Annotated in this window: 27 protein-coding genes; 18 read left to right on the top strand and 9 right to left on the bottom strand. The window is 71.3% G+C overall.

The genetic code is table 11. The features are described from left to right. Positions 1–4 precede the first annotated feature (4 nt). The 5 genes from DX116_RS17355 (at position 5) to purE (ending at position 4,109) form a co-directional block, all read left to right on the top strand. Positions 5–811 carry a biotin--[acetyl-CoA-carboxylase] ligase gene (locus DX116_RS17355; protein WP_119705435.1) on the top strand — a complete coding sequence of 269 codons (807 nt, stop codon included), beginning with the start codon at positions 5–7 and terminating at the stop codon, positions 809–811. Between the two features lie 16 nt (positions 812–827). Continuing rightward, on the top strand, positions 828–1,340 hold the full coding sequence (locus DX116_RS17350; RefSeq protein ID WP_119705434.1) for a PH domain-containing protein: 513 nt from the start codon (positions 828–830) through the stop codon (positions 1,338–1,340). Then, complete coding sequence (locus tag DX116_RS17345; protein ID WP_119705433.1) at positions 1,327–2,331, top strand: adenylate/guanylate cyclase domain-containing protein; 1,005 nt, start codon at positions 1,327–1,329, stop codon at positions 2,329–2,331. The genes DX116_RS17350 and DX116_RS17345 overlap by 14 nt, the downstream gene beginning before the upstream one ends. A 10-nt stretch (positions 2,332–2,341) precedes the next feature. Next, a complete protein-coding gene (locus DX116_RS17340; protein ID WP_119705432.1) occupies positions 2,342–3,457 on the top strand; it encodes a 5-(carboxyamino)imidazole ribonucleotide synthase in 1,116 nt (371 codons plus the stop codon). A 133-nt stretch (positions 3,458–3,590) separates the two neighbouring features. After that, positions 3,591–4,109 carry a 5-(carboxyamino)imidazole ribonucleotide mutase gene (gene purE, locus DX116_RS17335; protein WP_119705431.1) on the top strand — a complete coding sequence of 173 codons (519 nt, stop codon included), beginning with the start codon at positions 3,591–3,593 and terminating at the stop codon, positions 4,107–4,109. Positions 4,110–4,169: 60 nt separating this feature from the next. On the opposite strand, the gene mqo is transcribed toward purE, so the two are convergent. Continuing rightward, positions 4,170–5,702: a malate dehydrogenase (quinone) gene (gene mqo, locus DX116_RS17330; protein WP_199716112.1), complete on the bottom strand. Its 1,533-nt coding sequence runs from the start codon at positions 5,700–5,702 to the stop codon at positions 4,170–4,172. Between the two features lie 144 nt (positions 5,703–5,846). After that, positions 5,847–6,443 carry a hypothetical protein gene (locus DX116_RS17325; RefSeq protein ID WP_119705430.1) on the bottom strand — a complete coding sequence of 199 codons (597 nt, stop codon included), beginning with the start codon at positions 6,441–6,443 and terminating at the stop codon, positions 5,847–5,849. 84 nt (positions 6,444–6,527) lie between these two features. On the opposite strand from DX116_RS17325, the gene DX116_RS17320 reads away from it, so the two are divergent. The 6 genes from DX116_RS17320 (at position 6,528) to DX116_RS17295 (ending at position 11,192) form a co-directional block, all read left to right on the top strand. Next, on the top strand, positions 6,528–7,427 hold the full coding sequence (locus DX116_RS17320; RefSeq protein ID WP_233556872.1) for an aminoglycoside phosphotransferase family protein: 900 nt from the start codon (positions 6,528–6,530) through the stop codon (positions 7,425–7,427). A 40-nt stretch (positions 7,428–7,467) separates the two neighbouring features. Further along, the gene (locus DX116_RS17315) at positions 7,468–8,160 is read left to right on the top strand and encodes a VOC family protein (protein WP_119705712.1); all 693 of its coding nucleotides are present in this window, start codon (positions 7,468–7,470) and stop codon (positions 8,158–8,160) included. A gap of 4 nt (positions 8,161–8,164) precedes the next feature. Then, positions 8,165–9,226, top strand: coding sequence for a succinyl-diaminopimelate desuccinylase (gene dapE, locus DX116_RS17310; RefSeq protein ID WP_119705429.1), 1,062 nt, complete (start codon positions 8,165–8,167; stop codon positions 9,224–9,226). Continuing rightward, entirely contained in the window at positions 9,223–9,954 is a 732-nt protein-coding gene (locus DX116_RS17305; protein WP_233556870.1) for an LOG family protein, read from the top strand. Before dapE ends, DX116_RS17305 begins: the two co-directional genes overlap by 4 nt. Before the next feature lie 3 nt (positions 9,955–9,957). Beyond that, on the top strand, positions 9,958–10,521 hold the full coding sequence (locus tag DX116_RS17300; RefSeq protein ID WP_325048625.1) for a DNA-3-methyladenine glycosylase I: 564 nt from the start codon (positions 9,958–9,960) through the stop codon (positions 10,519–10,521). 77 nt (positions 10,522–10,598) lie between these two features. Further along, the gene (locus tag DX116_RS17295) at positions 10,599–11,192 is read left to right on the top strand and encodes a hypothetical protein (RefSeq protein WP_147393704.1); all 594 of its coding nucleotides are present in this window, start codon (positions 10,599–10,601) and stop codon (positions 11,190–11,192) included. A 33-nt stretch (positions 11,193–11,225) separates the two neighbouring features. Here the strand turns inward: DX116_RS17295 and DX116_RS17290 are convergent, their stop codons facing one another. Next, positions 11,226–12,020 carry an enoyl-CoA hydratase-related protein gene (locus DX116_RS17290; protein WP_119705425.1) on the bottom strand — a complete coding sequence of 265 codons (795 nt, stop codon included), beginning with the start codon at positions 12,018–12,020 and terminating at the stop codon, positions 11,226–11,228. 103 nt (positions 12,021–12,123) lie between these two features. On the opposite strand from DX116_RS17290, the gene DX116_RS17285 reads away from it, so the two are divergent. Further along, positions 12,124–12,285 (top strand): DUF3117 domain-containing protein, encoded by a 162-nt coding sequence (locus DX116_RS17285; protein ID WP_119705424.1) that lies wholly within the window; start codon positions 12,124–12,126, stop codon positions 12,283–12,285. A 13-nt stretch (positions 12,286–12,298) separates the two neighbouring features. After that, on the top strand, positions 12,299–12,658 hold the full coding sequence (locus tag DX116_RS17280; protein WP_119705423.1) for a hypothetical protein: 360 nt from the start codon (positions 12,299–12,301) through the stop codon (positions 12,656–12,658). A gap of 48 nt (positions 12,659–12,706) precedes the next feature. Here the strand turns inward: DX116_RS17280 and DX116_RS17275 are convergent, their stop codons facing one another. Next, positions 12,707–13,234, bottom strand: coding sequence for an O-methyltransferase (locus DX116_RS17275; protein WP_325048628.1), 528 nt, complete (start codon positions 13,232–13,234; stop codon positions 12,707–12,709). Positions 13,235–13,470: 236 nt separating this feature from the next. Here DX116_RS17275 and sigE point away from each other — a divergent pair, with 236 nt between their 5' ends. Both sigE and DX116_RS17265 read left to right on the top strand, forming a co-directional pair. Next, complete coding sequence (gene sigE, locus DX116_RS17270) at positions 13,471–14,067, top strand: RNA polymerase sigma factor SigE (protein ID WP_119705421.1); 597 nt, start codon at positions 13,471–13,473, stop codon at positions 14,065–14,067. Then, entirely contained in the window at positions 14,067–14,915 is an 849-nt protein-coding gene (locus DX116_RS17265) for an anti-sigma factor family protein (RefSeq protein WP_119705420.1), read from the top strand. Before sigE ends, DX116_RS17265 begins: the two co-directional genes overlap by 1 nt. Before the next feature lie 4 nt (positions 14,916–14,919). Here the strand turns inward: DX116_RS17265 and DX116_RS17260 are convergent, their stop codons facing one another. Both DX116_RS17260 and DX116_RS17255 read right to left on the bottom strand, forming a co-directional pair. Next, on the bottom strand, positions 14,920–15,228 hold the full coding sequence (locus tag DX116_RS17260; protein WP_233556868.1) for a sec-independent translocase: 309 nt from the start codon (positions 15,226–15,228) through the stop codon (positions 14,920–14,922). Positions 15,229–15,246: 18 nt separating this feature from the next. Continuing rightward, the gene (locus tag DX116_RS17255) at positions 15,247–16,386 is read right to left on the bottom strand and encodes an Mrp/NBP35 family ATP-binding protein (RefSeq protein ID WP_119705418.1); all 1,140 of its coding nucleotides are present in this window, start codon (positions 16,384–16,386) and stop codon (positions 15,247–15,249) included. Positions 16,387–16,480: 94 nt separating this feature from the next. On the opposite strand from DX116_RS17255, the gene DX116_RS17250 reads away from it, so the two are divergent. Then, on the top strand, positions 16,481–18,184 hold the full coding sequence (locus DX116_RS17250) for an ABC-F family ATP-binding cassette domain-containing protein (RefSeq protein WP_119705417.1): 1,704 nt from the start codon (positions 16,481–16,483) through the stop codon (positions 18,182–18,184). Continuing rightward, the gene (locus tag DX116_RS17245) at positions 18,181–18,804 is read left to right on the top strand and encodes an SAM-dependent methyltransferase (protein ID WP_119705416.1); all 624 of its coding nucleotides are present in this window, start codon (positions 18,181–18,183) and stop codon (positions 18,802–18,804) included. Before DX116_RS17250 ends, DX116_RS17245 begins: the two co-directional genes overlap by 4 nt. Positions 18,805–18,856: 52 nt before the next feature. On the opposite strand, the gene DX116_RS17240 is transcribed toward DX116_RS17245, so the two are convergent. After that, a complete protein-coding gene (locus DX116_RS17240; RefSeq protein WP_119705415.1) occupies positions 18,857–19,363 on the bottom strand; it encodes a DUF1003 domain-containing protein in 507 nt (168 codons plus the stop codon). After that, positions 19,356–20,618 carry a magnesium transporter MgtE N-terminal domain-containing protein gene (locus DX116_RS17235; protein WP_199716111.1) on the bottom strand — a complete coding sequence of 421 codons (1,263 nt, stop codon included), beginning with the start codon at positions 20,616–20,618 and terminating at the stop codon, positions 19,356–19,358. The genes DX116_RS17240 and DX116_RS17235 overlap by 8 nt, the downstream gene beginning before the upstream one ends. Before the next feature lie 104 nt (positions 20,619–20,722). On the opposite strand from DX116_RS17235, the gene DX116_RS17230 reads away from it, so the two are divergent. Next, positions 20,723–22,240 carry an OFA family MFS transporter gene (locus DX116_RS17230; protein WP_119705414.1) on the top strand — a complete coding sequence of 506 codons (1,518 nt, stop codon included), beginning with the start codon at positions 20,723–20,725 and terminating at the stop codon, positions 22,238–22,240. Between the two features lie 79 nt (positions 22,241–22,319). Here DX116_RS17230 and DX116_RS17225 read toward each other — a convergent pair whose 3' ends face one another. Continuing rightward, positions 22,320–23,150: a hypothetical protein gene (locus DX116_RS17225; protein ID WP_147393703.1), complete on the bottom strand. Its 831-nt coding sequence runs from the start codon at positions 23,148–23,150 to the stop codon at positions 22,320–22,322. Positions 23,151–23,198: the final 48 nt, after the last annotated feature.

Here is a 23,198-nt window from a genome sequence, read left to right as displayed (position 1 = left end):
TCTCATGCCCTTCCGCGACCTCGACCGTCCGCCCCTCGACGCCGCGGCCCTGAGGTCCGCCCTGACGGGGCCCGGACGGTTCTGGACCGAGGTCGTCGTGACGTCCGAGACCGGCAGCACCAACGCCGACGCGGCGGCCGCCGCACGTGCCGGGGCGCCGGAGGGAGCGGTCCACACGACCGACTCGCAGACCGCGGGTCGTGGACGCCTCGACCGCACGTGGAGCTCGCCGGCCGGATCGGGCGTCCACGTCTCGGTGCTGCTGCGCCCCGACGCCGTGCCCGCGGCCCGGTGGGTGTGGCTCCCGCTGCTGGTCGGCCTCGCCGTCGACGCCACCGTGCACGAGTGCGGCGTGGAGTCGGGCCTCAAGTGGCCCAACGACGTCCTGGTCGACGGACGCAAGCTCGCCGGCATCCTGCTCGAGCGCGTCGAGACCGACAGCGGCCCCGCGGCCGTCGTCGGCGTGGGCGTCAACGTCTCGATGCGCCGCGACGAGCTGCCGGCCGAGACGGCCACGTCGCTGGCGCTCGAGGGTGCCACCGAGACCGACCGCACGATCGTCATCCGGTCGCTGCTGCGCAACCTCGAGGCGTTGTACCGGGCCTGGTCGGCGTCCGGCGGCGACCCCGCTGCGGGCATCCGCGACTCGTACGTCCGCCGGTGCGTCACGATCGGCCAGCGCGTGCGCGTCATGCTGCCGCTCGACGAGACCTGGGTGGGCCAGGCGACCGGTATCGACGACCTCGGACGACTGGTCGTCGACGGCCGAGCGATCAGCGCGGGCGATATCACCCACCTGCGTCTGGCGTAGTGACAGAATCAGCCTCATGAGCCTCCCCCGCAAGCTGATGATCGACGGCGAGCAGACCGTCGAGACCACCCGAACCCACGTCAAGCGGCTGTTCCTGCCGTTCGTGGTCCTGCTGGTCGTGTGCGTGGCGGCCGGCTTCCTGATCGCCCAGATCGGTGACAAGGGCGACGGCAAGGCGGGGTGGGTCATCGTCGCGATCGCTGCGGTGCTGGTCGTCTGGGGCTCGCTGATCCCCTTCCTGAGCTGGTACCTCTGGACGTACACGCTGACCAACAAGCGCATCGTCGAGCAGAAGGGCATCCTGACCCGCACGGGCCGGGTCATCCCGCTCAGCCGCATCAACGACGTCGCCTACGAGAAGAACCTGAACGACCGCATCCTCGGCTGCGGCACGCTGATCATCCACGACGCCAGCGAGCAGGCCGGTCTCGAGCTCGACGACATCCCGCGCGTCGAGGCGTTCCACCGCACCGTCACCAACCTCGTGTTCGAGCGGCACGAGTCGCAGAGGAACGATGAGTCCGTCTGATCCCGAGCGCGCCGAGCTGCGCGACACCCTCGCGCGCCTGATCCTGCGCCACGACCTGACCCTGACGAGTGCCGAGGTCACCGAGAAGGGTGGGCTCGACCACGCGCGGGGCCTGCGCCTGTGGCGCGCGCTCGGCTTCCCCGAGACCGGCGACGGGCTCGCGTACGGCGAGCCCGACGTCAAGGCGCTCGCCGCCGTCGCCGAGGCGCTCGACGGTGACCTGCTCGACGAGTCGACCGTCCTGCGCATGACGCGGGGCCTCGGCTCCACGATGGCTCGCCTGGCCGACTGGCAGGTCTCGGCCCTCGTCGACCAGATCGAGCGCGACGTCCAGCAGGGCAAGGCGCGCACCCGGCTCGAGGCCGCTGCCGCGCTGGCGCGGTCGACCGCGCCCGGATTCGAGCACCTGATGGTCTACGCCTGGCGCCGGCACCTCGCCGCGGCGGCGGCACGGGTCGAGGCGCTCGGCGCCGCCGACGCCGAGCTGCTGTCGACGACCATGACGGTCGGGTTCGCCGACCTGTCGCGGTTCACGGCCCTGTCCAACGGCCTCGACGACAACAGCCTGGGCGACCTGGTCGAGAACTTCGAGACCCGTTGCGCCGACGTCATCACGGCGCACGGCGGACGCGTCATCAAGACCCTCGGCGACGCCGTCCTGTTCGTCACGGAGGACCCGCGCGAGGGCACCCGCACGGCGCTCGACCTGGTCAAGCAGATCGCGTCCCGCACCGAGCTGCCCAACATCTGCGTCGGCCTGGCCACGGGCTCGGTCATCAACCGACTGGGCGACGTGTACGGCCCGCCGGTCAACCTCGCCGCCCGTCTGTCGCACGTCGCCCGCAGCAACCGGGTGCTCGTCGATGCCGCGACCGCCGAGGCGCTCGGCGACGAGTTCGACACGCGGACGCTCCCGCCGCGACCGCTGCGCGGCTTCGGCAACCTGTCGCCGATCACGGTGAGCGAACGGCGCGCCTTCCGCTCCCGATAGGCTTCGAGCCGTGCCTTCTCCAGACCTCGCCGTCATCGGCGGTGGACAGCTCGCCCGCATGATGCAGCCGCCCGCGATCGCGTTGGGCCTGCGCATCCGCCTCCTCGCCGAGGGGCCCGACGTCTCGGCGGCCCAGGTCGTGCCCGACCACGTCGTCGGCGACCACACCGACCTCGCGTCGCTGCGCGCCGTCGTCGCCGACGCGCCCGTCGTCACGTTCGACCACGAGCACGTCCCGCCCGAGCACCTGCGTGCCCTCGACGCCGAGGGGCACGCGTGCCGTCCCGGCCCGCACGCACTGCTGTTCGCCCAGGACAAGGCCGCGATGCGTGAGCGGCTGGGCGAGCTGGGCGTGCCGTGCCCCCGCAACGCGCCCATCGCGTCTCGCGACGACCTCGAGGCCTTCGGCTTTCCGGCCGTGCTCAAGACGACGCGCGGCGGCTACGACGGCAAGGGGGTGTGGGTCGTGCGGTCGCAGGCCGACGCCGACGACGCCTTCGCGGCCGATCGTCCGCTGCTGGCCGAGGAGCTCGTCGACTTCCGACGTGAGCTGTCGGCGCTCGTGGCCCGGTCGCCGTCGGGCGAGATGCGCACGTACCCGGTCGTGGAGTCACGGCAGGTCGGCGGCGTGTGTGCCGAGGTCGTCGCCCCGGCCCCCGGGCTCGACCCCCGCCTGGCCGACGAGGGCCGCGCTCTCGCCGAGCGCATCGCGAGCGAGCTCGACGTCACCGGCATCCTGGCCGTCGAGCTGTTCGAGACCGCCGACGGACGCCTGCTCGTCAACGAGCTCGCGATGCGGCCGCACAACACGGGCCACTGGTCCATCGACGGTGCCGAGACGAGCCAGTTCGAGAACCACCTGCGGGCCGTGCTCGACCTCCCGCTCGGCGGCACCCGCGCACGCACGCCGTGGACCGTCATGGTCAACGTGCTCGGCGGTGACGTCGACGACCTCGAGGCGCAGCGCGCGGTCGTGCTCGCGGCCGAGCCCGACGTCAAGGTCCACCTCTACGGCAAGTCGGTCAAGGCCGGTCGCAAGGTCGGGCACGTGACGGCGTACGGCGACGACCTCGACGACGTCCTCGCGCGAGCCCGGCGCGCGGGCGCGCTGCTCACCTCCGGTTAGGGCGCGCGACTCGCTGCGCTCGTCGCTCCGACGGCTCGTTCCTCGCCGTCGCCGGGCTGCGCCCGGGCGCCTGCCATCGCTCGCTGCGCTCGCTCGGCCCATGCTTGCGGTCGGCGCTCGATAGGCTGGGCGCATGACTGAGCAGCCGCGTGTCGGCATCGTGATGGGGTCCGACTCCGACTGGCCGACGATGGAGGCCGCGGCGACGGCCCTCGCCGAGTTCGGCATCGCCTACGAGGCCGACGTCGTGTCGGCCCACCGCATGCCCGACGAGATGCTCGCCTACGGGCGCGACGCGCACGGGCGCGGCCTCGAGGTCATCATCGCGGGCGCCGGCGGCGCGGCCCACCTGCCGGGCATGCTGGCCGCCGTCACGCCGCTGCCGGTCGTGGGCGTCCCCGTGCCCCTGAAGTACCTCGACGGCATGGACTCGCTGCTGTCGATCGTCCAGATGCCCGCAGGCGTGCCGGTCGCAACGGTGTCGATCGGCAACGCGCGCAACGCCGGACTGCTGGCCGTCCGCATCCTGGCCGCCGGTGATCCGGCGCTGACCGAGCGGATCGTCGCCTTCCAGGCCGAGCTGGCCGACGCGGCGCGCGCCAAGGGCGAGAAGGTCCGCAACCCGGCCAAGGGCGTCGCCGGCTTCCGCTGACCCCGTGCCGGAATCCCACGGCCTCGTGGGATTCCGGCACCAGATCGGCCGAGGGACGGCTCAGGCCTCGATGTGGTCGTCGCCGACGAGGCGCAGGGTCTTGTCGGACCAGCGGCGCAGATCGGCCAGCAGCGTGGTGTCCTGCATCAGGTCGGTGCCGTACGACGGCATCATGTCGACCAGGCGGGGGCGCCAGGCGGCGATGCGGTCGGGGAAGCACGTCTCGAGCACGTCGACCATCGCCGCGACGGCCGTCGACGCACCCGGCGAGGCGCCGAGCAGGCCGGCGATGGTGCCGTCGCGGTGGCTGACGGTGCAGGTGCCGAACTCGAGGGTGCCCGACATGCCGTTGCGGCGGATCGTCTGCACGCGCTGGCCGGCCGTGATCAGCTCGAAGTCGTCGCCGTCGATGCTCGGGGCGAACTCGAGCAGGCCCTCGACCCGCTGCTCGCGCGACTTGAGCAGCTCCTTGACCAGGTAGACCGTCAGCGGCATCGAGTTGAGGCCGACTCCGAGCATCGAGAAGAGGTTGTTGGGCTTGACCGACCGGACGAGGTCGGTCAGGTGCCCCTCCTTGAGGAAGCGCGGCGAGAACCCGGCGTAGGGCCCGAACATCAGGCTGTGCTGGCCGTCGACGACACGCGTGTCGAGGTGCGGCACCGACATCGGCGGGGCGCCGACCGGCGGCTTTCCGTAGACCTTGGCGTGGTGGCCCTTGGCCAGGTCGGCGTTGGTCGTGCGCAGGAACTGACCGCTGACGGGGAAGCCGCCGAATCCGCGGATCTCGGGGATGCCCGACTTCTGCAGCAGGTGCAGCGCGCCGCCACCGGCGCCGACGAAGACGAAGCGGGCGTTGACGCGGGTCTTCTGGCCGGTCCGCAGGTCCTTGACCGTGACGGTCCAGGTGGAGTCGCTGTTCTGCTTGAGGTTGCGCACCTCGTGCTCGTAGTTCAGCTCGGCGCCGTGCGACTCGAGGTGCCCGAGCAGCTGGCGCGTGACCGAGCCGAAGTCGACGTCGGTGCCGCCGTCGCTCCAGTTGAGCGCCATCGTCTCGTCGTCGTCGCGCCCGGCCGACATCAGCGGCAGGCGGCGGGCGATCTCGTCGCGGTCGTCGACGTACTCGATGCCCGCGAACAGGGGGTTGTCGACGAGCGCCTCGTGACGGGCCTTGAGGTACGCCGCGTCGTCGGCCCCGCGCACGAAGCTGACGTGCGGCACGGGGTTGATGAACGTGGCCGGGTCGCCGAGCACGCCCTGCGACACGCCGTGGGCCCAGAACTGCCGCGACAGCTGGAACTGCTGGTTGACCGTGATCGCCTTGGAGACGTCGACCGAGCCGTCGGCGCGCTGCGGCGTGTAGTTGAGCTCGCAGAGCGCCGAGTGACCGGTGCCGGCGTTGTTCCACGGGTCGGAGCTCTCGCGAGCCGGGCCGCCGAGGCGCTCGAAGAGGCTGATCGACCAGTCGGGCTCGAGGCTCTTGACCAGCGTGCCGAGCGTGGCGCTCATGATGCCGCCGCCGACCAGCAGGACGTCGGTGTGCACGACCGCCGGGGTGTGGCGGTTCGGGAGGACGAGGGAGGAGCGTTCGGTCACGCGACGATCACCGCAGATTCAAGTCGTAGGTCTGGTGCGGATGGCTCTTGTGAAGCCATGCACAAGCCTTACGCGCCGACGCGGTCGATGCCGCATCCAGACGATGTGATGTTGTCGAAAAGCAGTGTGACGTGCGTCTCGCGCCTACGCCTCGCGGACGTACGACGTCAGCGAGGTGAGCGTCGGCTGGGCCGGCGACGACGCGAACCCGAAGCGGACGGCCGGGGTGACGGGGGCCAGCTCCCCCAGCTCGGCGCCCTCCCACGTGGCCCGGGCGAAGGTGAGGTGTCGGACGTGGCGCGCGGCGTACCACTCGGTGCGCCCTCCGCCCGCGGAGCCATAGGTCTGCACGCCCGGCATGAGCCGGCTCGCGAACGGGTTGCAGATCCGGGCCCAGACCGGCGTGCGGCGCAGCCAGCCCGGGACGAGGCCCAGCACCGGCGACACCCTCAGCGCCTTGCCGGGCGTGAACCTGACCTGCAGCGACCGGGTGTGCACCGACCACTCGTCACCGCGCTCGACCGAGACCGGCTCGATGCGCACCTCGTCGAAGGAGTAGGTCGAGGCGACGAAGTCGGCGACGTCCTGACGCGGCGCGATCAGGATGCGGTGGCCCGACGGCTGCTCGATCATCGTGTCGGCGAACGAGCCGAAAGGGCTGACGTCCCACATGCCCACCACGATGCGGGTGCCCGACGCCGTGCCGATGCCGGCGATGTGACCCTCGAACGAGCTCGTCATCTCGCCAGTGTGTCCGGACGGGTGAAATGGCGGCCTCGGCGCCACCCGGCGGGACGGTCGACGAACCGTGGCAGGCTGGCGGACGTGGCGCTCCTGCCGTTCGACCTCCCCGACGAGCTCGTCGCCCGAGCCTCGTCCGACGAGGTCTGGGCCGCGTGGCTGCGCGGCGTCCCTCGCACGGTCCGCGACCTGCTCGACGAGTGGCAGCTCTCGCCCGACGGCGCCCCGATGCACGGTCGCACCGCCCTGGTCGTGCCGGTCCGGTCGGCCGAGGGGGCAGCGGTGCTCAAGGTCGTCCTGCCCCACGAGGAGGGGCAGCACGAGATCCTCGCCCTGCAGACCTGGCACGGACGCGGAGCGGCCCGGCTGCTGCGGGCCGACCCCCGGCGCGACGCGATGCTGGTCGAGCGCCTCCACGCCCGCGACCTGACCCGAGAGCCTGTCCTCGCGGCCTGCGAGGCCGTGGCGGGCCTCTACGCACGTCTGCACGTCCCCGCACCACCGCAGCTGGTGCCGCTGACGCGCTACGTCGAGCGGTGGACCGACGACCTCGAGCGTCTGCCGCGCGATGCCCCGATCCCTCGTCGTGTCGTCGACCAGGCCGCGCACCTCGGGCGGTCCTTCGTCTCCGATGCCGCCAGCGTGGGCCGGCTGGTCCATGCCGACCTGCACTACGAGAACGTCCTGGCGGCCGATCGCGAGCCGTGGCTGGCGATCGACCCCAAGCCGGTCTCGGGCGACCCGCACTACGAGGTCGCGCCCCTGCTCTCGAACCGTTGGGACGAGGTCGTCGCCACGGGTGACGTGCGCACCGCCGTGCGGCGTCGCTTCCACACCGTCGTCGACGTGGCAGGCCTCGACGAGCAGCGTGCTCGCGACTGGGTCGTGGTGCGGGAGGCGCACCACGCCATGTGGGCGATCGAGGACGACGACCGCGACCGGGTCACGGCGGCGATCGCGATCCTCAAGGCGGTCCACGACTGACCCCTCGCCCGTGTCCGCGGGCGCCGCTAGCGTGGTCCGCATGTCTCTCGTGACCTTCAAGGACCTCTGCCTCGACGCCAACGACGTCTCCGCCCTCGAGGGCTTCTGGGCGCGTGCGCTGCACCTCGACGGCGAGATCTCCGCCGACGACGGCAGCGGCGTGCTGCGTGGCGGGTCGCCGGGCCAGACCGTGTGGATCAACCCGGTGCCGGAGCCCCGCACGGTCAAGAACCGCGTGCACCTCGACCTCGTGGCCACCTCGCTCGACGACTTCGGCGGCCTCGAGCAGGTCACGGCCGACGGTGAGTTCCCCTGGACGACGTTCCTCGACCCCGAGGGCAATCAGTTCTGCGTCTTCGTCGGCGGCAGCCGCCCCCCGGGGCTCAAGGACCTCGTGATCGACTCGGCCGACCCGATCGCCGTCTCGTCGTGGTGGGCCGATGTCTGGGGTGGCACGCTCGCGCACGACGAGAGCGGCTACTCCTACATCGACGACGTACCGGGCGCCCCCGTCGAGTCGTTCGACTTCGTCCCGGTGCCCGAGCCCAAGACCGTCAAGAACCGCCTGCACTGGGACGTCACGCTCCGGCCCGGCGTCACGGTCGGCGACCTGTCGGCCCGCGGCGCCCAGGTGCTGACCCCGCCGTCCGACGACGCCCGGTGGACGGTCATGGCCGATCCCGAGGGCAACGAGTTCTGCGTCTTCGAGCCCTCGGCCGACGTGGCAGAGTGAGCGCGTGGCCACCATCGACCTGACCTCCGACGTCGTCGCGCTGACCGGCGCACTCGTCGACATCGCGTCCGAGAGCCTGTCCGAGCAGGAGATCGCCGACGCCGTCGAGCAGGCGCTCGTGGCGGTGCCGCACCTCGACGTGGTGCGAGACGGTCACACGATCGTCGCCCGCACGTCGCTCGGCCGCGGTGAGCGGGTCGTGATCGCCGGACATCTTGACACCGTGCCGGCCAACGACAACTTCCCGTCACGGCTCGAGGACGGCGTGCTGCACGGGCTGGGGTCTTGCGACATGAAGGGCGGCGTGGCCGTGGCGCTGCTGCTCGCGGCCACGGTGTCCGAGCCGGTCCGCGACGTCACCTATGTGTTCTACGACGCCGAGGAGATCGCCGCCGAGTTCAACGGCCTGGGCCGTCTCGCCCGCGAGCGTCCCGACCTGCTGGCCGGCGACTTCGCGATCCTCATGGAGCCGTCCGACGCCGGCGTCGAGGCCGGGTGCCAGGGCACCATGCGCGTCGACATCCGCACGGCCGGCGAGAGGGCCCACGCAGCACGGTCGTGGATGGGCAGCAACGCCATCCACGCGCTGGCTCCGGTGCTCGACCGTCTCGAAACCTACGTGCCGCGCGAGGTCGACATCGACGGGCTGGTCTACCGCGAGGGCCTCAACGCCGTGGGCATCCGCGGGGGAGTGGCCGGCAACGTCGTGCCCGACGAGGCCGTCGTCACGGTCAACTTCCGGTTCGCCCCCGACCGCTCCGAGGCCGACGCCCACCAGCACCTGCAGGAGGTGTTCGAGGGTTTCGGCCTCACCGTCACCGACTCCGCGCCCGGCGCGCTGCCGGGTCTGTCCCAGCCGGCTGTCGCCGCGTTCGTCGCCACCGTCGCGGCATCGCCTCGGCCCAAGTTCGGCTGGACCGACGTCGCCCAGTTCACCCAGCTCGGCATCCCGGCGCTCAACTACGGGCCCGGCGACCCGATCTACGCCCACAAGGCCGATGAGCACGTCCCCGTCGAGCACCTCCAGCGGGTGCACGCAACCCTCACGAAATGGTTGACCGCATGAGTCCCAGCCGTCCGTCGCACCACAAGGGGCCGGTGCGCCTCAAGGGCCGCCAGCTTCCCGACACCACCACCGACCAGCGTCTGCTCGACTCGCGCGGCGATGCCGACTGGGTGCACACCGACCCGTGGCGGGTGCTGCGCATCCAGGCCGAGTTCGTCGAGGGCTTCGGCGCCCTGGCCGAGCTCGGCCCCGCCGTCAGCGTGTTCGGCTCGGCCCGCACCCGGCCCGACGACCCGATGTACGCCGCGGCCACCGATATCGCGGCCAAGCTGTGCGAAGCGGGCTACGCGGTCATCACCGGCGGCGGCCCCGGAGCCATGGAGGCGGCCAACAAGGGAGCCAGTGAGTGCGGGGGAGTCTCGGTCGGCCTCGGCATCGAGCTGCCGCACGAGCAGGGCATGAACGAGTGGGTCGACCTCGGGGTCAACTTCCGCTACTTCTTCGTCCGCAAGACGATGTTCGTCAAGTACGCCCAGGGCTTCATCGTCCTGCCGGGCGGATTCGGCACGATGGACGAGCTCTTCGAGGCGCTGACGTTGGCCCAGACCGGCAAGGTCACCTCGTTCCCGATCGTCCTGTTCGGCAGCTCCTACTGGGGCGGACTGGTCGACTGGCTCCGCGCGACCATGCAGACCGACGGCAAGATCAGCCCCGGAGACGTCGACATGCTCCACGTCACCGACGACGTCGACGAGGCGATCTCGTACTTCGTCGCGAAGGACCGCTGACACGTGGCCGCCGGTGCAGACGTCGTCCGGTGCCCATGGGGCGACGACCCGGCCATGACGGAGTACCACGACACCGAGTGGGGCCGCGAGCTGCGCGGCGACGCTCCGCTGTTCGAGCGGATGTCGCTCGAGGCGTTCCAGTCCGGCCTGTCGTGGGCGATCGTCCTGCGCAAGCGCGACCGGTTCCGCGAGGTGTTCGCGGGCTTCGACCCCGAGGCGGTCGCCCGGTTCGGCGAGTCCGACGTGCTGCGCCTGCTCGACGACGCGGGCATCATCCGCAACCGGCTCAAGATCGAGGCGACGATCGCCAACGCCCGCAGCCTGCTCGACCTCGACGAGTCGTTCAGCGACCTGCTCTGGTCGTTCGCGCCCGAGCCACGTCCGGCCCCGACGTCGTACGCCGACGTGCCGGCCACGACGGCCGAGTCGGTCGCGATGGCCAAGACGCTGAAGAAGAAGGGCTTCCGCTTCGTCGGTCCCACCACGGCCTACGCGCTGATGCAGGCTACCGGCATGGTCGACGACCACCTGGCCGACTGCATCGCGCGGGGAGCCGCTCGCCGCTGAGGCCCCGGCTCATCGGTTTCGGGCCCCTTCAGGCGTGGCTCCGCAGGATCGGGCCGTTCGCGGCCTACGATCCGAGCATGTCGAACCGGAGAATTCCCCGCTCCCGCCGCGCTGTCTGCTCCGTTGCGCTGCTGCTCAGCGCCGTCGTGGTCGCGCTCGTCGGCATCGTCGTCGGGACGGTGCCCGTGCTCGTGGGCACCACCGTCTACGCCGTCGTGGTGGGCGTGGCCTCGGCGCGCCTGCTGTCCGACGAGATCGCCCAGGTGCGCCGCGACTGGGCCCGGGATCGTGCCCAGCTCGCCGACAGCAACCGCACGGCCGCCGTGGCGCGCTCCCGTGAGCACATCGCCTTCGCCGAGCAGATGGGTCAGCGCGTGAGCCTGCGCGACGCCCAGATCGCGACCCTGCGAGACGCCATCGTCACCGCCGAGATCGAGCTGGCCCAGGCGCGCGAGCGCGTCTACGCCGAGCGGGCACGCAGCGCGGCGCTCGAGGCCGACGCCGACTCGGCCCAGTCCGACCTCGAGTCGGCCCGGGTCGACCTGCTGCGCGCCAACGACGCGCTGGCCGCCAGCGAGAGCGCCGAGCTGCAGGTGCGTGCCGAGCTGCTCGCCTGGGAGGAAGCCGCCACCGAAGAGGCGCGCCGCCAGCACGACCGCAAGCTGGCCTGACGCACCACCCACGCTCGGCCCAGCGTGTTGGGGTCAGCGACCCGTGTAGACGGGCTTCTGCTTGGACAAGAACGCCTCGACCGCGACGACGTGGTCGGACGAGGCCGCCGTCAGCGCCATCTTCTGGCCCTCGTGCTCCAGCGACGTCGGCAGGTCGTGGGTCGCCGAGAAGGCGACGGCCCGCTTGATGGCGCCGTAGGCCAACGTGGGGCCCGTCGCGAGCTCGGACGCCAGGGCGGCGACGGCGTCGTCGAAGTCGTCGTCGTCGACCACAGACGTCGCCAGGCCGATCGCCAAGGCCTCGTCGGCGGAGATCGTGCGGGGCCGCATCAGCAGGTCCATCGCGCGTCCATGGCCGACCAGGCGGGGCAGCGTCCACGACGCGCCGGTGTCGCACGAGAAGGCGATGGCCGCGAAGGCGGTGTTGAAGCCGGCCGACCGCTTCAGCACGCGGAAGTCCGAGGCGAACGCCATCGACGCCCCGGCTCCGGCGGCGATCCCGTTGACGGCCGCGACGACCGGCTTCGGCATCGTCGCGATGGCCGTGGCGATCGGGTTGTAGTGATCGGCGACCGTGGTCGAGCCGCCGAAGTCCTTCTGGCCGGACAGGCCGGACACGTGCTCCTGCAGGTCCTGACCCACGCAGAACGCGCGTCCTGAGCCCGTCAGCACGACCGCCCGGACGGCGCTGTCGGCGGCGGCCTCGTGCAGCGCGTCGCGCAGTGCCACCTTGGCCGAGAGCGTCAGGCTGTTCATCGACTCGGGACGAGCGAGCGCCACGGTGGCGACCCCCTCGGTCACGTCGTAGCTGACGGGTGTGGTGCTCATGGGGGGCTCCTGTGGGACTGAGGTCGAATCCGATCCGGGCATAGGCGATAATGGTAGACACGCTTGCACCGTCGGGTTGAGCGCCAGACCGAGAGGGGAACTGATGGCCGCCATGAAGCCACGGACCGGAGACGGACCGATGGAGGTCACCAAGGAGGGACGCTGCATTGTCATGCGGGTCCCGCTCGAGGGTGGAGGTCGTCTCGTCGTCGAGCTCAACAACGAAGAGGCCACCACGCTCGGCGACGCGCTCAAGGCCGTCTAGGAGCGGCCGGCCGATGTATGGACTGACCGTCCGCTGGTCGCTGGCCGACGCCCCCAAGGGCACGCTGAAGGCTCTGCGGGCCTACGTCGAGGACGAGTCCTACGCCACGTTCGCGGGCCTCGAGGGGCTCCGGGTCAAGACCTGGCGCGCCGTCAAGGGCCAGTGGTTCGAGGGCAGCTACATCTTCGTGTCCGACGAGGCGCGCGCGGCGTTCCAGAAGTCGTTCGAGAAGACCGCCAAGGAGTCGGCCGGCTCGACGATCATCGGCTCCGCGCCCATCCTCATCGAGGCGTGCGAGATCGTGGCCGTCGTGCGCGGACCCTCGGGCTTCCGCTCGTCGAGCCACTTCGAGCACGGACGCAAGGACGACTGACGCCCGCGAGCGGCTCGTGCACTGCTCGAGCGACTCGCGGGCGGTGTGTCAGGGCAGCAGCTGGGCGACGAGCAGGCCGTCGCCCAGCGGCAGCAGCACGCTGCGCAGGCGATCGTCGGTCGCGACGTGCTTGATGACGTCGCGGATCGCGGCGGTCTCGGGATCGCGCTGGGCCGGATCGGCCACGCGGTCGTGCCACAGGGCGTTGTCGAACACGATCAGTCCGCCGGGGCGGACCAGCCGCACGGCCTGCTCGAGGTACTCGCCGTACTCGACCTTGTCGCCGTCGAGGAACACCAGGTCGTAGCCGTCGTCGGTGAGGCGCGGCATGACGTCGAGGCCGGCGCCCGCGATGAGCCGGAAGCGCTGCGGTGCGAGCTCGGCGGACGTGAACGTCTCGCGAGCCAGGCGCTGGTGCTCGGCCTCGAGGTCGACCGACGTCAGCACGCCGCCCGCCTGCATGCCGCGCAGCAGCCACAGGCCCGAGACGCCGGTGCCGGTGCCGATCTCGGCGACCGCCTTCGCGCCGATCGCGGACGCCAGGAACGACAGTGCCGCGCCCGCGCCGGGAGAGATGGGGACGACGCCGACCTCGTCGGCGCGACGCCGTGCAGCGGCGAGGTGCTCGTCCTCGCTCTGGTGGTGCTCGGCGAATGCCAGGCTTGCTGCGGTGGTGATGACGGCTCCTCGGTCGATGGTGTGGTCACAGCCTATCGGCGCGCGGCCGCCAGACCGTGGAGGCCGCGACGAAACCGGGGGAACGGTCAGGCGGTTCTGTGCGTTCTCTCAGGTGAAGGCACAACGATCGACTCATGAAGGTAGATGACGTGGTCACCTCGACGCTCCCGCAGGCCCCGGCCGACACGCCGCTGCCCGACTGGGAGGGCATCGTCGCCGAGCACTCGGCCCGGGTGTACCGGCTGGCCTACCGGCTCACCGGCAACCGCCCCGACGCCGAGGACCTGACGCAGGACGTGTTCATCCGGGTGTTCCGCTCGCTCGACACGTACGAGCCGGGCAACTTCCCGGGCTGGCTGCACCGCATCACCACCAACCTGTTCCTCGACCGCGTCCGTCGCAAGTCGCGGCTCCGCATGGACGGCTTCGGCGAGGGCGCCGAGGAGCGCCTGCTGAGCGCCGAGGTGCTGCCCGAGTCGGCGGTGCACGACGCCAACTTCGACCCCGACATCGAGGCCGCGCTGGCGTCGCTCTCCGACGAGTTCCGCGTCGCTGTCGTGCTGTGCGACATCGAGGGCCTGTCGTACGAGGAGATCTCCGACGTCCTGGGCATCAAGCTGGGCACCGTCCGCTCGCGCATCCACCGCGGACGCACGCAGCTGCGCGAGACGCTGGCCCACCGCGCCCCGACCAAGGGTCGCACCAGGTTCGTGGGTCCGGTCGGCATCTGATGCCGCACCTGGGTGCCGACGTCGCCGCGTACGTGGACGGACAGCTGTCCGGCGCCGCGCAGCGTGACGCGTCCGCGCACCTGGAGTCGTGCGAGTCGTGCGAGAAGGCGGTCCGTCAGCAGCGGCTGCTGAAGTCGCGGATGTCGACCGTGGCGACGCCCGAGCCCCCTGCCGCCCTGCTGGCCTCGCTGGCCGGTCTGGCGGCCGATCCGCCGAGGCGCGAGACGTGGTGGGTGCGGCTCGGACGGTCGGTGCCGCTGCGCGCGGGCATCGTGCTGGCCAGTGCCTCGTTGGCGGTCGTGGCGACCGCCTACGCCGTCGGCGGGTCCGAGCAGTCCGCCGACGCGGTCGAGCCGCCGTTCAACGCCTACGCCGCCGACTTCACGGCACCGTCGCCGCCGTCGTCGACCAGCGCGGGCACGATCATCACGGCAGCGGCGATGGACGACCTGAACGACTTCGGCTGGCCGTGCCACGACACCCTGGCCGGCGACCTGCACCGCGTGTCGGGCGCCTACACCGGCGACGGCGACACGATCGCCCTCGAGTACACCGACGGCACCTCACGGCTCAACCTCTTCGAGCAGACCGGGGTGCTCGAGCAGGCGCACCTCGACGGCTTCCGGTCGGAGAAGATCGCCGGCACCACCGTGTGGGTGCGGCCCGGCACCCCGACCGTCGTCACGTGGGACGACGACTGGACGGTCTTCACGATCGTGACCGACGTCGACCGGCCGCGGCTCGAGCAGGCGGTGGCGCAGCTGCCGACCGGCGCCTACGAGCCGGGTGTCGCCGAGCGGGTGGGCGACGGCCTCGGACGCATGTCGTCGTGGATCGGCGCGGCCTGACCCGTCAGGTCGCCTCGCTGTCGAACGGCGGACGCTCTCCGGGACGCAGGATGCGCGTCTCCTTGGTGGCGGCAGGCGTGGTGTCGTCGTCGAGGAAGTTGCGCCGCACGATCTCGCGCGGATCGAGATCGCGCAGGTTGAGGTCGGAGAAGTCCTCGCCCATCTCGCGGCCGAGGTCGTTCTTGGCGTTGTCGGCCATCCGCCGGACCGTGCGGACGAAGCCGGCGGCCTGCTTGGCGAGCTCGGGCAGCTTCTCCGGGCCGAACAGCAACAGGGCGACCACGAGGATCAGTCCGATCTCGGGGACGCCCATGCCAAGCACGGTGCGACTCTACAGTCGTCCGGCGGGAGCCAGCCCCAGCTGCATGCCCACCAGACCGCGCGAGCGGCCGCTGAGCTGGTCGGCGACGCCCTGGAGGATCTTGGCCGACTCGGAGTCGGGATCGGACTCGACGATCGGGTCGCCGGCGTCGCCGCCCTCGCGCAGCTTCTGGTCGAGGGGGATCTGGCCGAGCATCGGGACGTCGTAGCCGAAGCGTCCGCTGAGGGTCTCGGCGACCCTGGCGGCGCCGCCGGACCCGAAGATCTCCATGCGCTCGCCGCCGGGGACCTGCAGGTACGACATGTTCTCGATGACGCCCGCGACGCGCTGGTGCATCATCGAGGCCATCGTGCCGGCGCGCTCGGCCACGTCGGCGGCGGCGGGCTGCGGCGTCGTGACGACCACGATCTCGGCGTTGGGCAGGTGCTGACCGAGGCTGATGGCCATGTCGCCGGTGCCGGGGGGCAGGTCGAGCAGCAGCGCGTCGAGGTCGCCCCAGTAGACGTCGCTGAGCATCTGCACGAGGGCGCGGTCGAGCATGGGGCCGCGCCACGCGACGACCTGGTCCTTGCGGGGCTTGAGCATGCCGATGCTGATGACCTTCAGGCCCTTGATCGGGACCGGCATGATCATGTCCTCGACCTGGGTCGGACGGATGTCGCCGACGCCCAGCATGTCGGGGATCGAGTGGCCGTAGATGTCGGCGTCGACGATGCCGACCTTGAGCCCGCGCTTGACCATCGCGAGCGCCAGGTTGACCGTGACGGTCGACTTGCCGACGCCGCCCTTGCCCGAGGCGATCGCGAACACCTTGGTGAGCGAGCCCGGCTGGGCGAAGGGCACCTCGCGGTCGGCGCGACCGCCGCGCAGCATCGTCTGCATGTCCTTGCGCTGCTCGTCGGACATGACGCCCATGTCGACGACGACCGCCGCCGCGGGAGCCACGGTGCCGACCGCCGCGGTGACGTCGCGGGTGAGCGTGTCCTTGAGCGGGCAGCCGGAGACCGTCAGCAGGATGCGCACCGTGATCTGGTGGTCGTCGATCGTGATCGTGTCGACCATGCCGAGCTCGGTGATGGGCCGCTTGATCTCGGGGTCGTTGACGCCTTCGAGGGCTGTGCGGATCTGCTCTTCGGTCACTGCTGCCATGGTCCCATCGTACGGGGAGGGCGGGCAGGACGAGCCTGAGTGTGACCTAACCACGGGCGGGCCGGGGGACGCGGCACCCTGAGAGGATGGTCGCGTGGGACACCTCGACCTCAACTCCGTGAGCTACACCCTGTCGGACGGACGTCCCCTGCTCGACGACGTCAGCCTGCGCGTCGGCGAGGGGGCCAAGGTCGCGCTGATCGGTCCCAATGGCACGGGCAAGACCACCCTGACCCGCATCGCCACCGGCGATCTCGCCCCGCACGCGGGTGCCGTGACGGTCACGGGCGGGCTGGGCGTCATGCGCCAGTTCGTCGGCTCGGTGCGCGACGACACCTCGGTGCGCGACCTGCTGGTCTCGGTGGCACCCGCGGCCGTGCGCGAGGCGGCCCTCGAGGTCGATCGCACCGAGCTGCTGATGATCGAGCGCGACGAGCAGGACGACCAGATGGCCTATGCCCAGGCGATCGCCGACTGGGGCGACGCCGGGGGCTACGAGCACGAGACCGTGTGGGACGCCTGCACGATGGCGGCCCTCGGCATCCCGTTCCAGCAGGCGCAGCACCGCCAGGTCTCGACGTTGTCGGGCGGCGAGCAGAAGCGCCTCGTGCTCGAGGCGCTGCTGCGCGGACCCGAGCAGGTGCTGCTGCTCGACGAGCCCGACAACTACCTCGACGTCCCGGCCAAGCGGTGGCTCGAGCAGCAGCTGGTCGAGTCGCCCAAGACGGTGCTGTTCGTCAGCCACGACCGCGAGCTGATCGAGCGGGTCGCCGAGCGCATCGCGACGCTCGAGCCGGCCGCCGCGGGCAGCACGCTGTGGGTGCACCCCGGACGCTTCTCGACGTACCTGCAGGCGCGCATCGACCGCAACGCCAAGCTGGAGGAGCGCCGGCTGCGATGGGACGAGGAGCGGGCCAAGCTCAAGGCGCTGGTGATCATGTACCGGCAGAAGTCGGCGTTCAACTCCGACATGGCCTCACGCCTGCAGGCCGCCGAGACCCGGCTCGAGCGCTTCGAGCGCCAGGGCCCGCCCGAGGCCGTCCCGATCGCGCAGAACCTGCGGATGCGGCTCGAGGGCGGACGCACGGCCAAGCGCGCCGTCGTCGCCGAGCAGGTCGAGCTGACCGGGCTGATGCGGCCCTTCGACCTCGAGATCTGGTTCGGCGAGCGGGTCGCGGTGCTGGGCAGCAACGGATCGGGCAAGTCGCACTTCCTGCGTCTGCTGGCCGCCGGCGGGTCGCGTCCCGACATCGAGCACGAGCCGGTGGGCGACGTCGTCCCGCCGCCGGTCGAGCACACCGGCGTGGCCCGGCTCGGGTCGCGCGTGCGGCCCGGGTGGTTCGCGCAGACGCACGAGCACCCGTCGCTGATGGGGCGCACGCTGCTCGAGGTGCTGCACCACGGCGACGGCCACCGCAAGGGCATGGGGCACGAGGGATCGGCCAAGGCGCTCGACCGGTACGGCCTGGCCAAGGCCGGCGACCAGGTGTTCGAGCAGCTGTCGGGTGGTCAGCAGGCGCGGTTCCAGATCCTGCTGCTCGAGCTGGCCCACGCCACGATGCTGCTGCTCGACGAGCCGACCGACAACCTCGACCTCGAGTCGGCCGAGGCGCTCGAGGCGGCGCTGTCGACGTTCGAGGGCACCGTGGTGGCCGTGACGCACGACCGCTGGTTCGCCCGCGGATTCGACCGGTTCGTCGTGTTCGGGGCCGACGGCCTACTGTACGAGTCCGACGAGCCGGTGTGGGACGAAGGACGGGTGGATCGGGTGGCCAGGGTGGAGAGGGGACGGTCATGAGCGAGGACGTGTTCAGCGAGGGGTTCTGGGACGAGCGCTACGGCGCCGACGACCGCATCTGGAGCGGGCAGCCCAATCCGCAGCTCGTCGACCGGGTTGCCGGCATGACCCCCGGCCGGGCGCTCGAGGTCGGTGCCGGCGAGGGCGCCGACGCCGTCTGGCTCGCCCGCCAGGGCTGGGAGGTGACGGCGTTCGACGTCTCGCAGGTCGCGCTCGACAAGGGCGCCCGGCACGCCGTCGAGGCAGGCGTCGCCGATCGCATCACGTGGGAGCGGGTCGACCTGTCGACGTGGGTGGGCCGGCCGGGCGCGTTCGACCTGGTGTCGGCGCAGTTCATGTACCTCGACCAGCCCGGCCTGGCGACGCTGTACCGCCAGCTGGGCGACGCGGTCGCGCCCGGTGGCACCTTGCTGCTCGTGGGTCACCACCCCGTCGACGAGCGGCACGGCGGTCACGACTTCCCCGACGTCCGGTGGACGCCCGAGCAGGCCGCGGGCTGGCTCGACCCGGGCGACTGGACGTCGATCGAGCTCGCGACCGTCCAGCGTCAGGGACATGCCGGCAGCCCCCACAGCGGCACCGTGCACGACGGCATCGTTCAGGCGACCCGCGACGTGTGACGCTCACGGCGTCACGACCGGGTGGTGACGCCGCAGGCGTCACAGACCGTGGTCAGTCGTCCTGGGGCTGGTCCTCGTCGTCGCGGCGTTCGAGGTCCTGCACGAGGTTGCGCAGCTCGCCGCGGATGAAGTCGCGGGTCGCGACCTCGCCGATGCCGAGGCGCAGGCTCGCGACCTCGCGGGCCAGGAACTCCATGTCGGCCGTGGTCTGGGCCGCCGCTGCGCGGTCCTGCTCCTGCGTGACGCGGTCGCGGGCCTCCTGCCGGTTCTGCGCCAGCAGGATGAGCGGGGCCGCGTACGACGCCTGCAGCGACAGGATCAGCGTCAGGAAGATGTACGGGTAGTCGTCCCAGCGAGGACGGTCGGGACCGTACGGCATGTTCCAGCCGATCCAGACCGTCACGAAGACCGTCATCCAGGCGATGAACGTCGCCGTGCCGAGGAAGCGCGCGGTCGACTCGGCGAAGCGGCCGAAGCGCTCGGGGTCGACCTCGCCCCGCCGCGGCCGGAAGGAGCGACGGACCTCGCGAGGCTGGTCGAGACGTGCGCGCTCAGCCACGGGCGACCACCTCCGCCTCGTCGGGGTCGCTCTCGCGCCACCCCTCGGGCAGCAGGTGATCGAGGACGTCGTCGATGGTCACCGCCCCGAGCAGGTGGGCGTTCTCGTCGACGACCGGCAGCGCCACCATGTTGTAGGCGGCGAGCAGGTTGGCCACGTGCTGGAGCGAGGCGGTGGGACGAGGCCAGTCGATGTCGTTGTCGACGATCGTGCCGACCAGCGTCGACGGGGGCTCGCGCAGCAGCGCCTGGAAGTGCACGATGCCGAGGAACCGCCCGGTCGGCGTCTCGAGCGGCGAGCGGCACACGTAGACCATCGAGGCCAGCGCCGGGATCAGGTCGGCGTTGCGTACGCGGGCGAGCGCCTCGGCGATCGTGGCGTCGGCGGGCAGCACGACCGGCTCGGTCGTCATCATGCCGCCGGCGGTGCGCTCCTCGTACGACAGCAGGCGGCGCACGTCATCGGCGTCCTCGGGCTCCATCTGCGTCAGCAGCTGCTCGGCCGTGGCGGGCGGCAGCTCGCCCAGCAGGTCGGCGGCGTCGTCGGGGTCCATCTCGGTGAGGACGTCGACGGCACGGCCCGGGTCGAGCACCCCGAGGATCTCGATCTGGTAGCGCTCGGGCAGCTCTTCGAGGACGTCGGCGAGCCGCTCGTCGTCGAGCTCGGAGACGACCTCCATGCGCCGCTTGGGCGGCAGGTCGCGCAGGGCGTTGGCGACGTCGGCCGCGCGCATCTCGTCCATCGTGGCCAGCAGGTGGGTCGCACCCTGGGTGGTCTCGGCGCCGGTGAGGCCCTTGACCTCGTCCCACTCCAGCACCTGGTGCGGGCCGCGGCGGCCGAAGCGCTTGCCGGCGGCCTGCACCGCGAGGGTCGAGATGTACCAGTCGCGACGAGGGTCCTGCTCCATCGCGAGGTCGTAGACCGTGCCGGGGGTGCCGTCGGGCAGCGTGACCGTGCGGTCGAGCAGCTGGTGGATCGCGAGGGTCTCGGTGCTGCGCTGCTCGAAGCGGCGGACGTTGAGCACGCCGGTCGTGATGATCTGGCCCGACCCCAGCGACGTCACGCGGGTGATCGGCAGGAAGACCCTGCGGCGGCCCAGCACCTCGACGACGATGCCCAGCACGCGCGGACGCTGGGTGGCCGATCGCACGGCGACCACGACGTCGCGCAGCTTGCCCACCTGATCGCCCGCGGGGTCGAAGACCGCCTGCCCGACGATGCGGGACAGGAAGATCCGACCGGGGGTTGCACTCACATCTCGAACCCTACCGGGGGCGCCGACGTGCGCGCCGCGGACGACCGACCTACGGTGAGACGCAGTCGTTGAGACGCGCATCACGTGCGCCACGAGGGGGACCGATGTCACTTGCCATGCTCGACCGTCAGAGGACGGTAGCCAAGCCCGGCTTCAACCGCTGGCTGATCCCACCGGCCGCGCTGGCGGTGCACCTGTGCATCGGCCAGGCGTACGCGACCAGCGTCTACAAGGCCTCGCTGGTCAAGAACTTCGACGCGAGCCTGACGCAGGTCGGCATCGTGTTCTCGATCGCGATCGTCATGCTCGGCGTCTCGGCCGCGGTGTTCGGCACCTGGGTCGACACCGGTGGTCCCCGACGGGCGATGTTCACCGCGGCGCTGTTCTGGTCGGGCGGCTTCCTGATCGGCTCGGCCGGTATCGCGACCGACCAGCTGTGGCTGCTGTACCTCGGCTACGGCTTCATCGGCGGCATCGGCCTGGGCATCGGCTACATCTCACCCGTCTCGACGCTGATCAAGTGGTTCCCCGACCGTCCGGGCCTCGCCACCGGCATGGCGATCATGGGCTTCGGCGGCGGCGCGATGATCGCGAGCCCGCTGTCGGCCAAGCTGCTCGGCATCTACGACGACTCGTTCGACACCGCGACCGGCATCGCGTCGGGGTCGGCCGTCGCGAAGCTGTTCGTGACCCTCGGCGTGCTCTACCTCGTGCTGATGCTGTTCGGCGCCTGGCTCATCCGTGTGCCGGCCGACGGCTGGAAGCCCGAGGGGTTCGACCCCTCGACGGTGAAGTCGAAGGCCTTGGTCACGACCGACAACGTCTCGGCGGCCAACGCGATCCGCACGCCGCAGTTCTGGCTGCTGTGGATCGTGCTGTTCTGCAACGTGACGGCGGGCATCGGCATCCTCGAGCAGGCCGCGCCGATGATCCAGGACTTCTTCCGCGAGGGGGAGACGTCGACCGTCGCCGCAGCGTCGGCCGCCGGGTTCGTCGGCCTGCTGTCGCTGTTCAACCTGACGGGACGCTTCGTCTGGTCGTCGACGTCCGACCTCGTCGGTCGCAAGAACATCTACGTCGGCTACCTGGGTCTCGGCATCCTGCTGTACGGGTTCCTGGCGTTCCAGGGCTCGTCGTCGACGATCCTGTTCGCGCTGGTCGCCGGCGTCATCATCAGCTTCTACGGCGGCGGGTTCGCGACCGCCCCGGCGTACCTGCGCGACCTCTTCGGCACCTATCAGGTCGGCGCGATCCACGGACGGCTGCTGACCGCGTGGGCCGCTGCGGGAGTCGTCGGACCCCTGATCATCAACGGGTTCCTGGACGCTCGTGGCGAGCCGGGGCAGCTCAACGCCGGTGACTACCGCCCGGCGCTGCTGACGATGGTCGGCATCCTCGCGGTCGGCTTCGTGGCCAACCTGGCGATCCGTCCCGTCGCCGCGAAGTTCCACGAGGAGAAGAAGCCCGTGACCGATGACCAGTCGTCCCGCAGTGCCGAGGTCGGCCACGACGTGGCGGTCGACAAGGCCGGACCGCTGCTGGTCGTCGCCTGGATCGTGGTGCTGGTGCCGTTGCTCTACGGCATCTACGAGACCGTGGTGAAGGCCGCCGACCTGTTCTGAGTCCCGCCCGTGGCGGTGGACGTGCAACCTTCTGGAGCCGTTTGTGGTTGCCGATCCACCGCCCCGGACTCGGGAGGCGTCAGCCGCGCCCGATGACGTCGAGGAGCGCGGCACCGGGGTCGAGGACTCCCTGCACCTCGCTGACGAGAAGGAGCGTCAGCGCGACGGCCGAGACCGCCGCGACGACACCTGTCGTCGTCAGCATCGTCCGTCGCTCCCTCGACGCGGTGCCTGCCCGCCGGTGCCGCCACGTGTGAGCCGCGGTCGCCGCCGATGCGACGACCACGGCTCCCACCACGACCACCATCACCAGGTGGTAGACGCGCACGTCGTGCGCCAGGTGCTGCACCGGTCGTGACCAGCCGGCCGAGTCCGGTGACGCTAGGACCTGGCGCTGCACCTCGGTGAGCGCAGTGCCGAGTGCTCCGCCCGCGTCGCGCGGCACCAGCTGCAGGAGGGCGACCGACGGCGCGGCCGTGGACTGGATGTTGGCTGCCAGCGCGACCGCGACCAGCGGCACGAGGACGGTCACTCCGGTGGCGGCCCAGCGCACCGACGCCACGGCCGTCCCGTGCTCGTACCGTCTCCACAGGTCGCGGGCCAGCATCGCCAGTGCCATGAGCGCGAGCGCGCAGATGACGATCTTCGACGCGTGCCAGGCTCGCCAGTAACCAGTCAGCTCGGCGAGATCGGCACCGAAGGACGAGCGACCGGCACGGGTGTACGCGACCAGGTCGTCGCCGAGTGCCGTCTTCAGGGAGGAGATGTCGCGCGAGCCGTGGAGGGCTCCTGCGACGAGGGCGGGCACCGTGGTGAACGCGAGCACCAGGCCCGCCAGCACGGCCGTGAGCAGCGCGGGCCGCCGACGAGACGGCGGGTCGAGGGGGCGAGGTGTGCCGGATGAGGCCACGGTCGATGTCCTTCCGTAGGGCCGTCGGGGTGTCGGCCGCGAGGAAGA

The sequence above is a fragment of the Aeromicrobium endophyticum genome (assembly GCF_003586285.1).
Taxonomy (GTDB): Bacteria; Actinomycetota; Actinomycetes; order Propionibacteriales; family Nocardioidaceae; genus Aeromicrobium; species Aeromicrobium endophyticum.
The sequence above is the reverse complement of the archived record's forward strand: the minus strand, read 5'-3'. Positions and strand labels throughout refer to the sequence as shown.

Excerpts from the sequence above, each read along its gene's own strand:
- DX116_RS17355 (WP_119705435.1), top strand. The coding sequence starts at position 5 with ATGCCCTTCCGCGACCTCGACCGTCCGCCCCTCGACGCCGCGGCCCTG.
- DX116_RS17350 (WP_119705434.1), top strand. The coding sequence starts at position 828 with ATGAGCCTCCCCCGCAAGCTGATGATCGACGGCGAGCAGACCGTCGAG.
- DX116_RS17345 (WP_119705433.1), top strand. The coding sequence starts at position 1,327 with ATGAGTCCGTCTGATCCCGAGCGCGCCGAGCTGCGCGACACCCTCGCG.
- purE (WP_119705431.1), top strand. The coding sequence starts at position 3,591 with ATGACTGAGCAGCCGCGTGTCGGCATCGTGATGGGGTCCGACTCCGAC.
- DX116_RS17325 (WP_119705430.1), bottom strand. The coding sequence starts at position 6,443 with ATGACGAGCTCGTTCGAGGGTCACATCGCCGGCATCGGCACGGCGTCG.
- DX116_RS17315 (WP_119705712.1), top strand. The coding sequence starts at position 7,468 with ATGTCTCTCGTGACCTTCAAGGACCTCTGCCTCGACGCCAACGACGTC.
- DX116_RS17305 (WP_233556870.1), top strand. The coding sequence starts at position 9,223 with ATGAGTCCCAGCCGTCCGTCGCACCACAAGGGGCCGGTGCGCCTCAAG.
- DX116_RS17295 (WP_147393704.1), top strand. The coding sequence starts at position 10,599 with ATGTCGAACCGGAGAATTCCCCGCTCCCGCCGCGCTGTCTGCTCCGTT.
- DX116_RS17290 (WP_119705425.1), bottom strand. The coding sequence starts at position 12,020 with ATGAGCACCACACCCGTCAGCTACGACGTGACCGAGGGGGTCGCCACC.
- DX116_RS17285 (WP_119705424.1), top strand. The coding sequence starts at position 12,124 with ATGGCCGCCATGAAGCCACGGACCGGAGACGGACCGATGGAGGTCACC.
- DX116_RS17280 (WP_119705423.1), top strand. The coding sequence starts at position 12,299 with ATGTATGGACTGACCGTCCGCTGGTCGCTGGCCGACGCCCCCAAGGGC.
- sigE (WP_119705421.1), top strand. The coding sequence starts at position 13,471 with ATGAAGGTAGATGACGTGGTCACCTCGACGCTCCCGCAGGCCCCGGCC.
- DX116_RS17265 (WP_119705420.1), top strand. The coding sequence starts at position 14,067 with ATGCCGCACCTGGGTGCCGACGTCGCCGCGTACGTGGACGGACAGCTG.
- DX116_RS17260 (WP_233556868.1), bottom strand. The coding sequence starts at position 15,228 with ATGGGCGTCCCCGAGATCGGACTGATCCTCGTGGTCGCCCTGTTGCTG.
- DX116_RS17255 (WP_119705418.1), bottom strand. The coding sequence starts at position 16,386 with ATGGCAGCAGTGACCGAAGAGCAGATCCGCACAGCCCTCGAAGGCGTC.
- DX116_RS17245 (WP_119705416.1), top strand. The coding sequence starts at position 18,181 with ATGAGCGAGGACGTGTTCAGCGAGGGGTTCTGGGACGAGCGCTACGGC.
- DX116_RS17230 (WP_119705414.1), top strand. The coding sequence starts at position 20,723 with ATGTCACTTGCCATGCTCGACCGTCAGAGGACGGTAGCCAAGCCCGGC.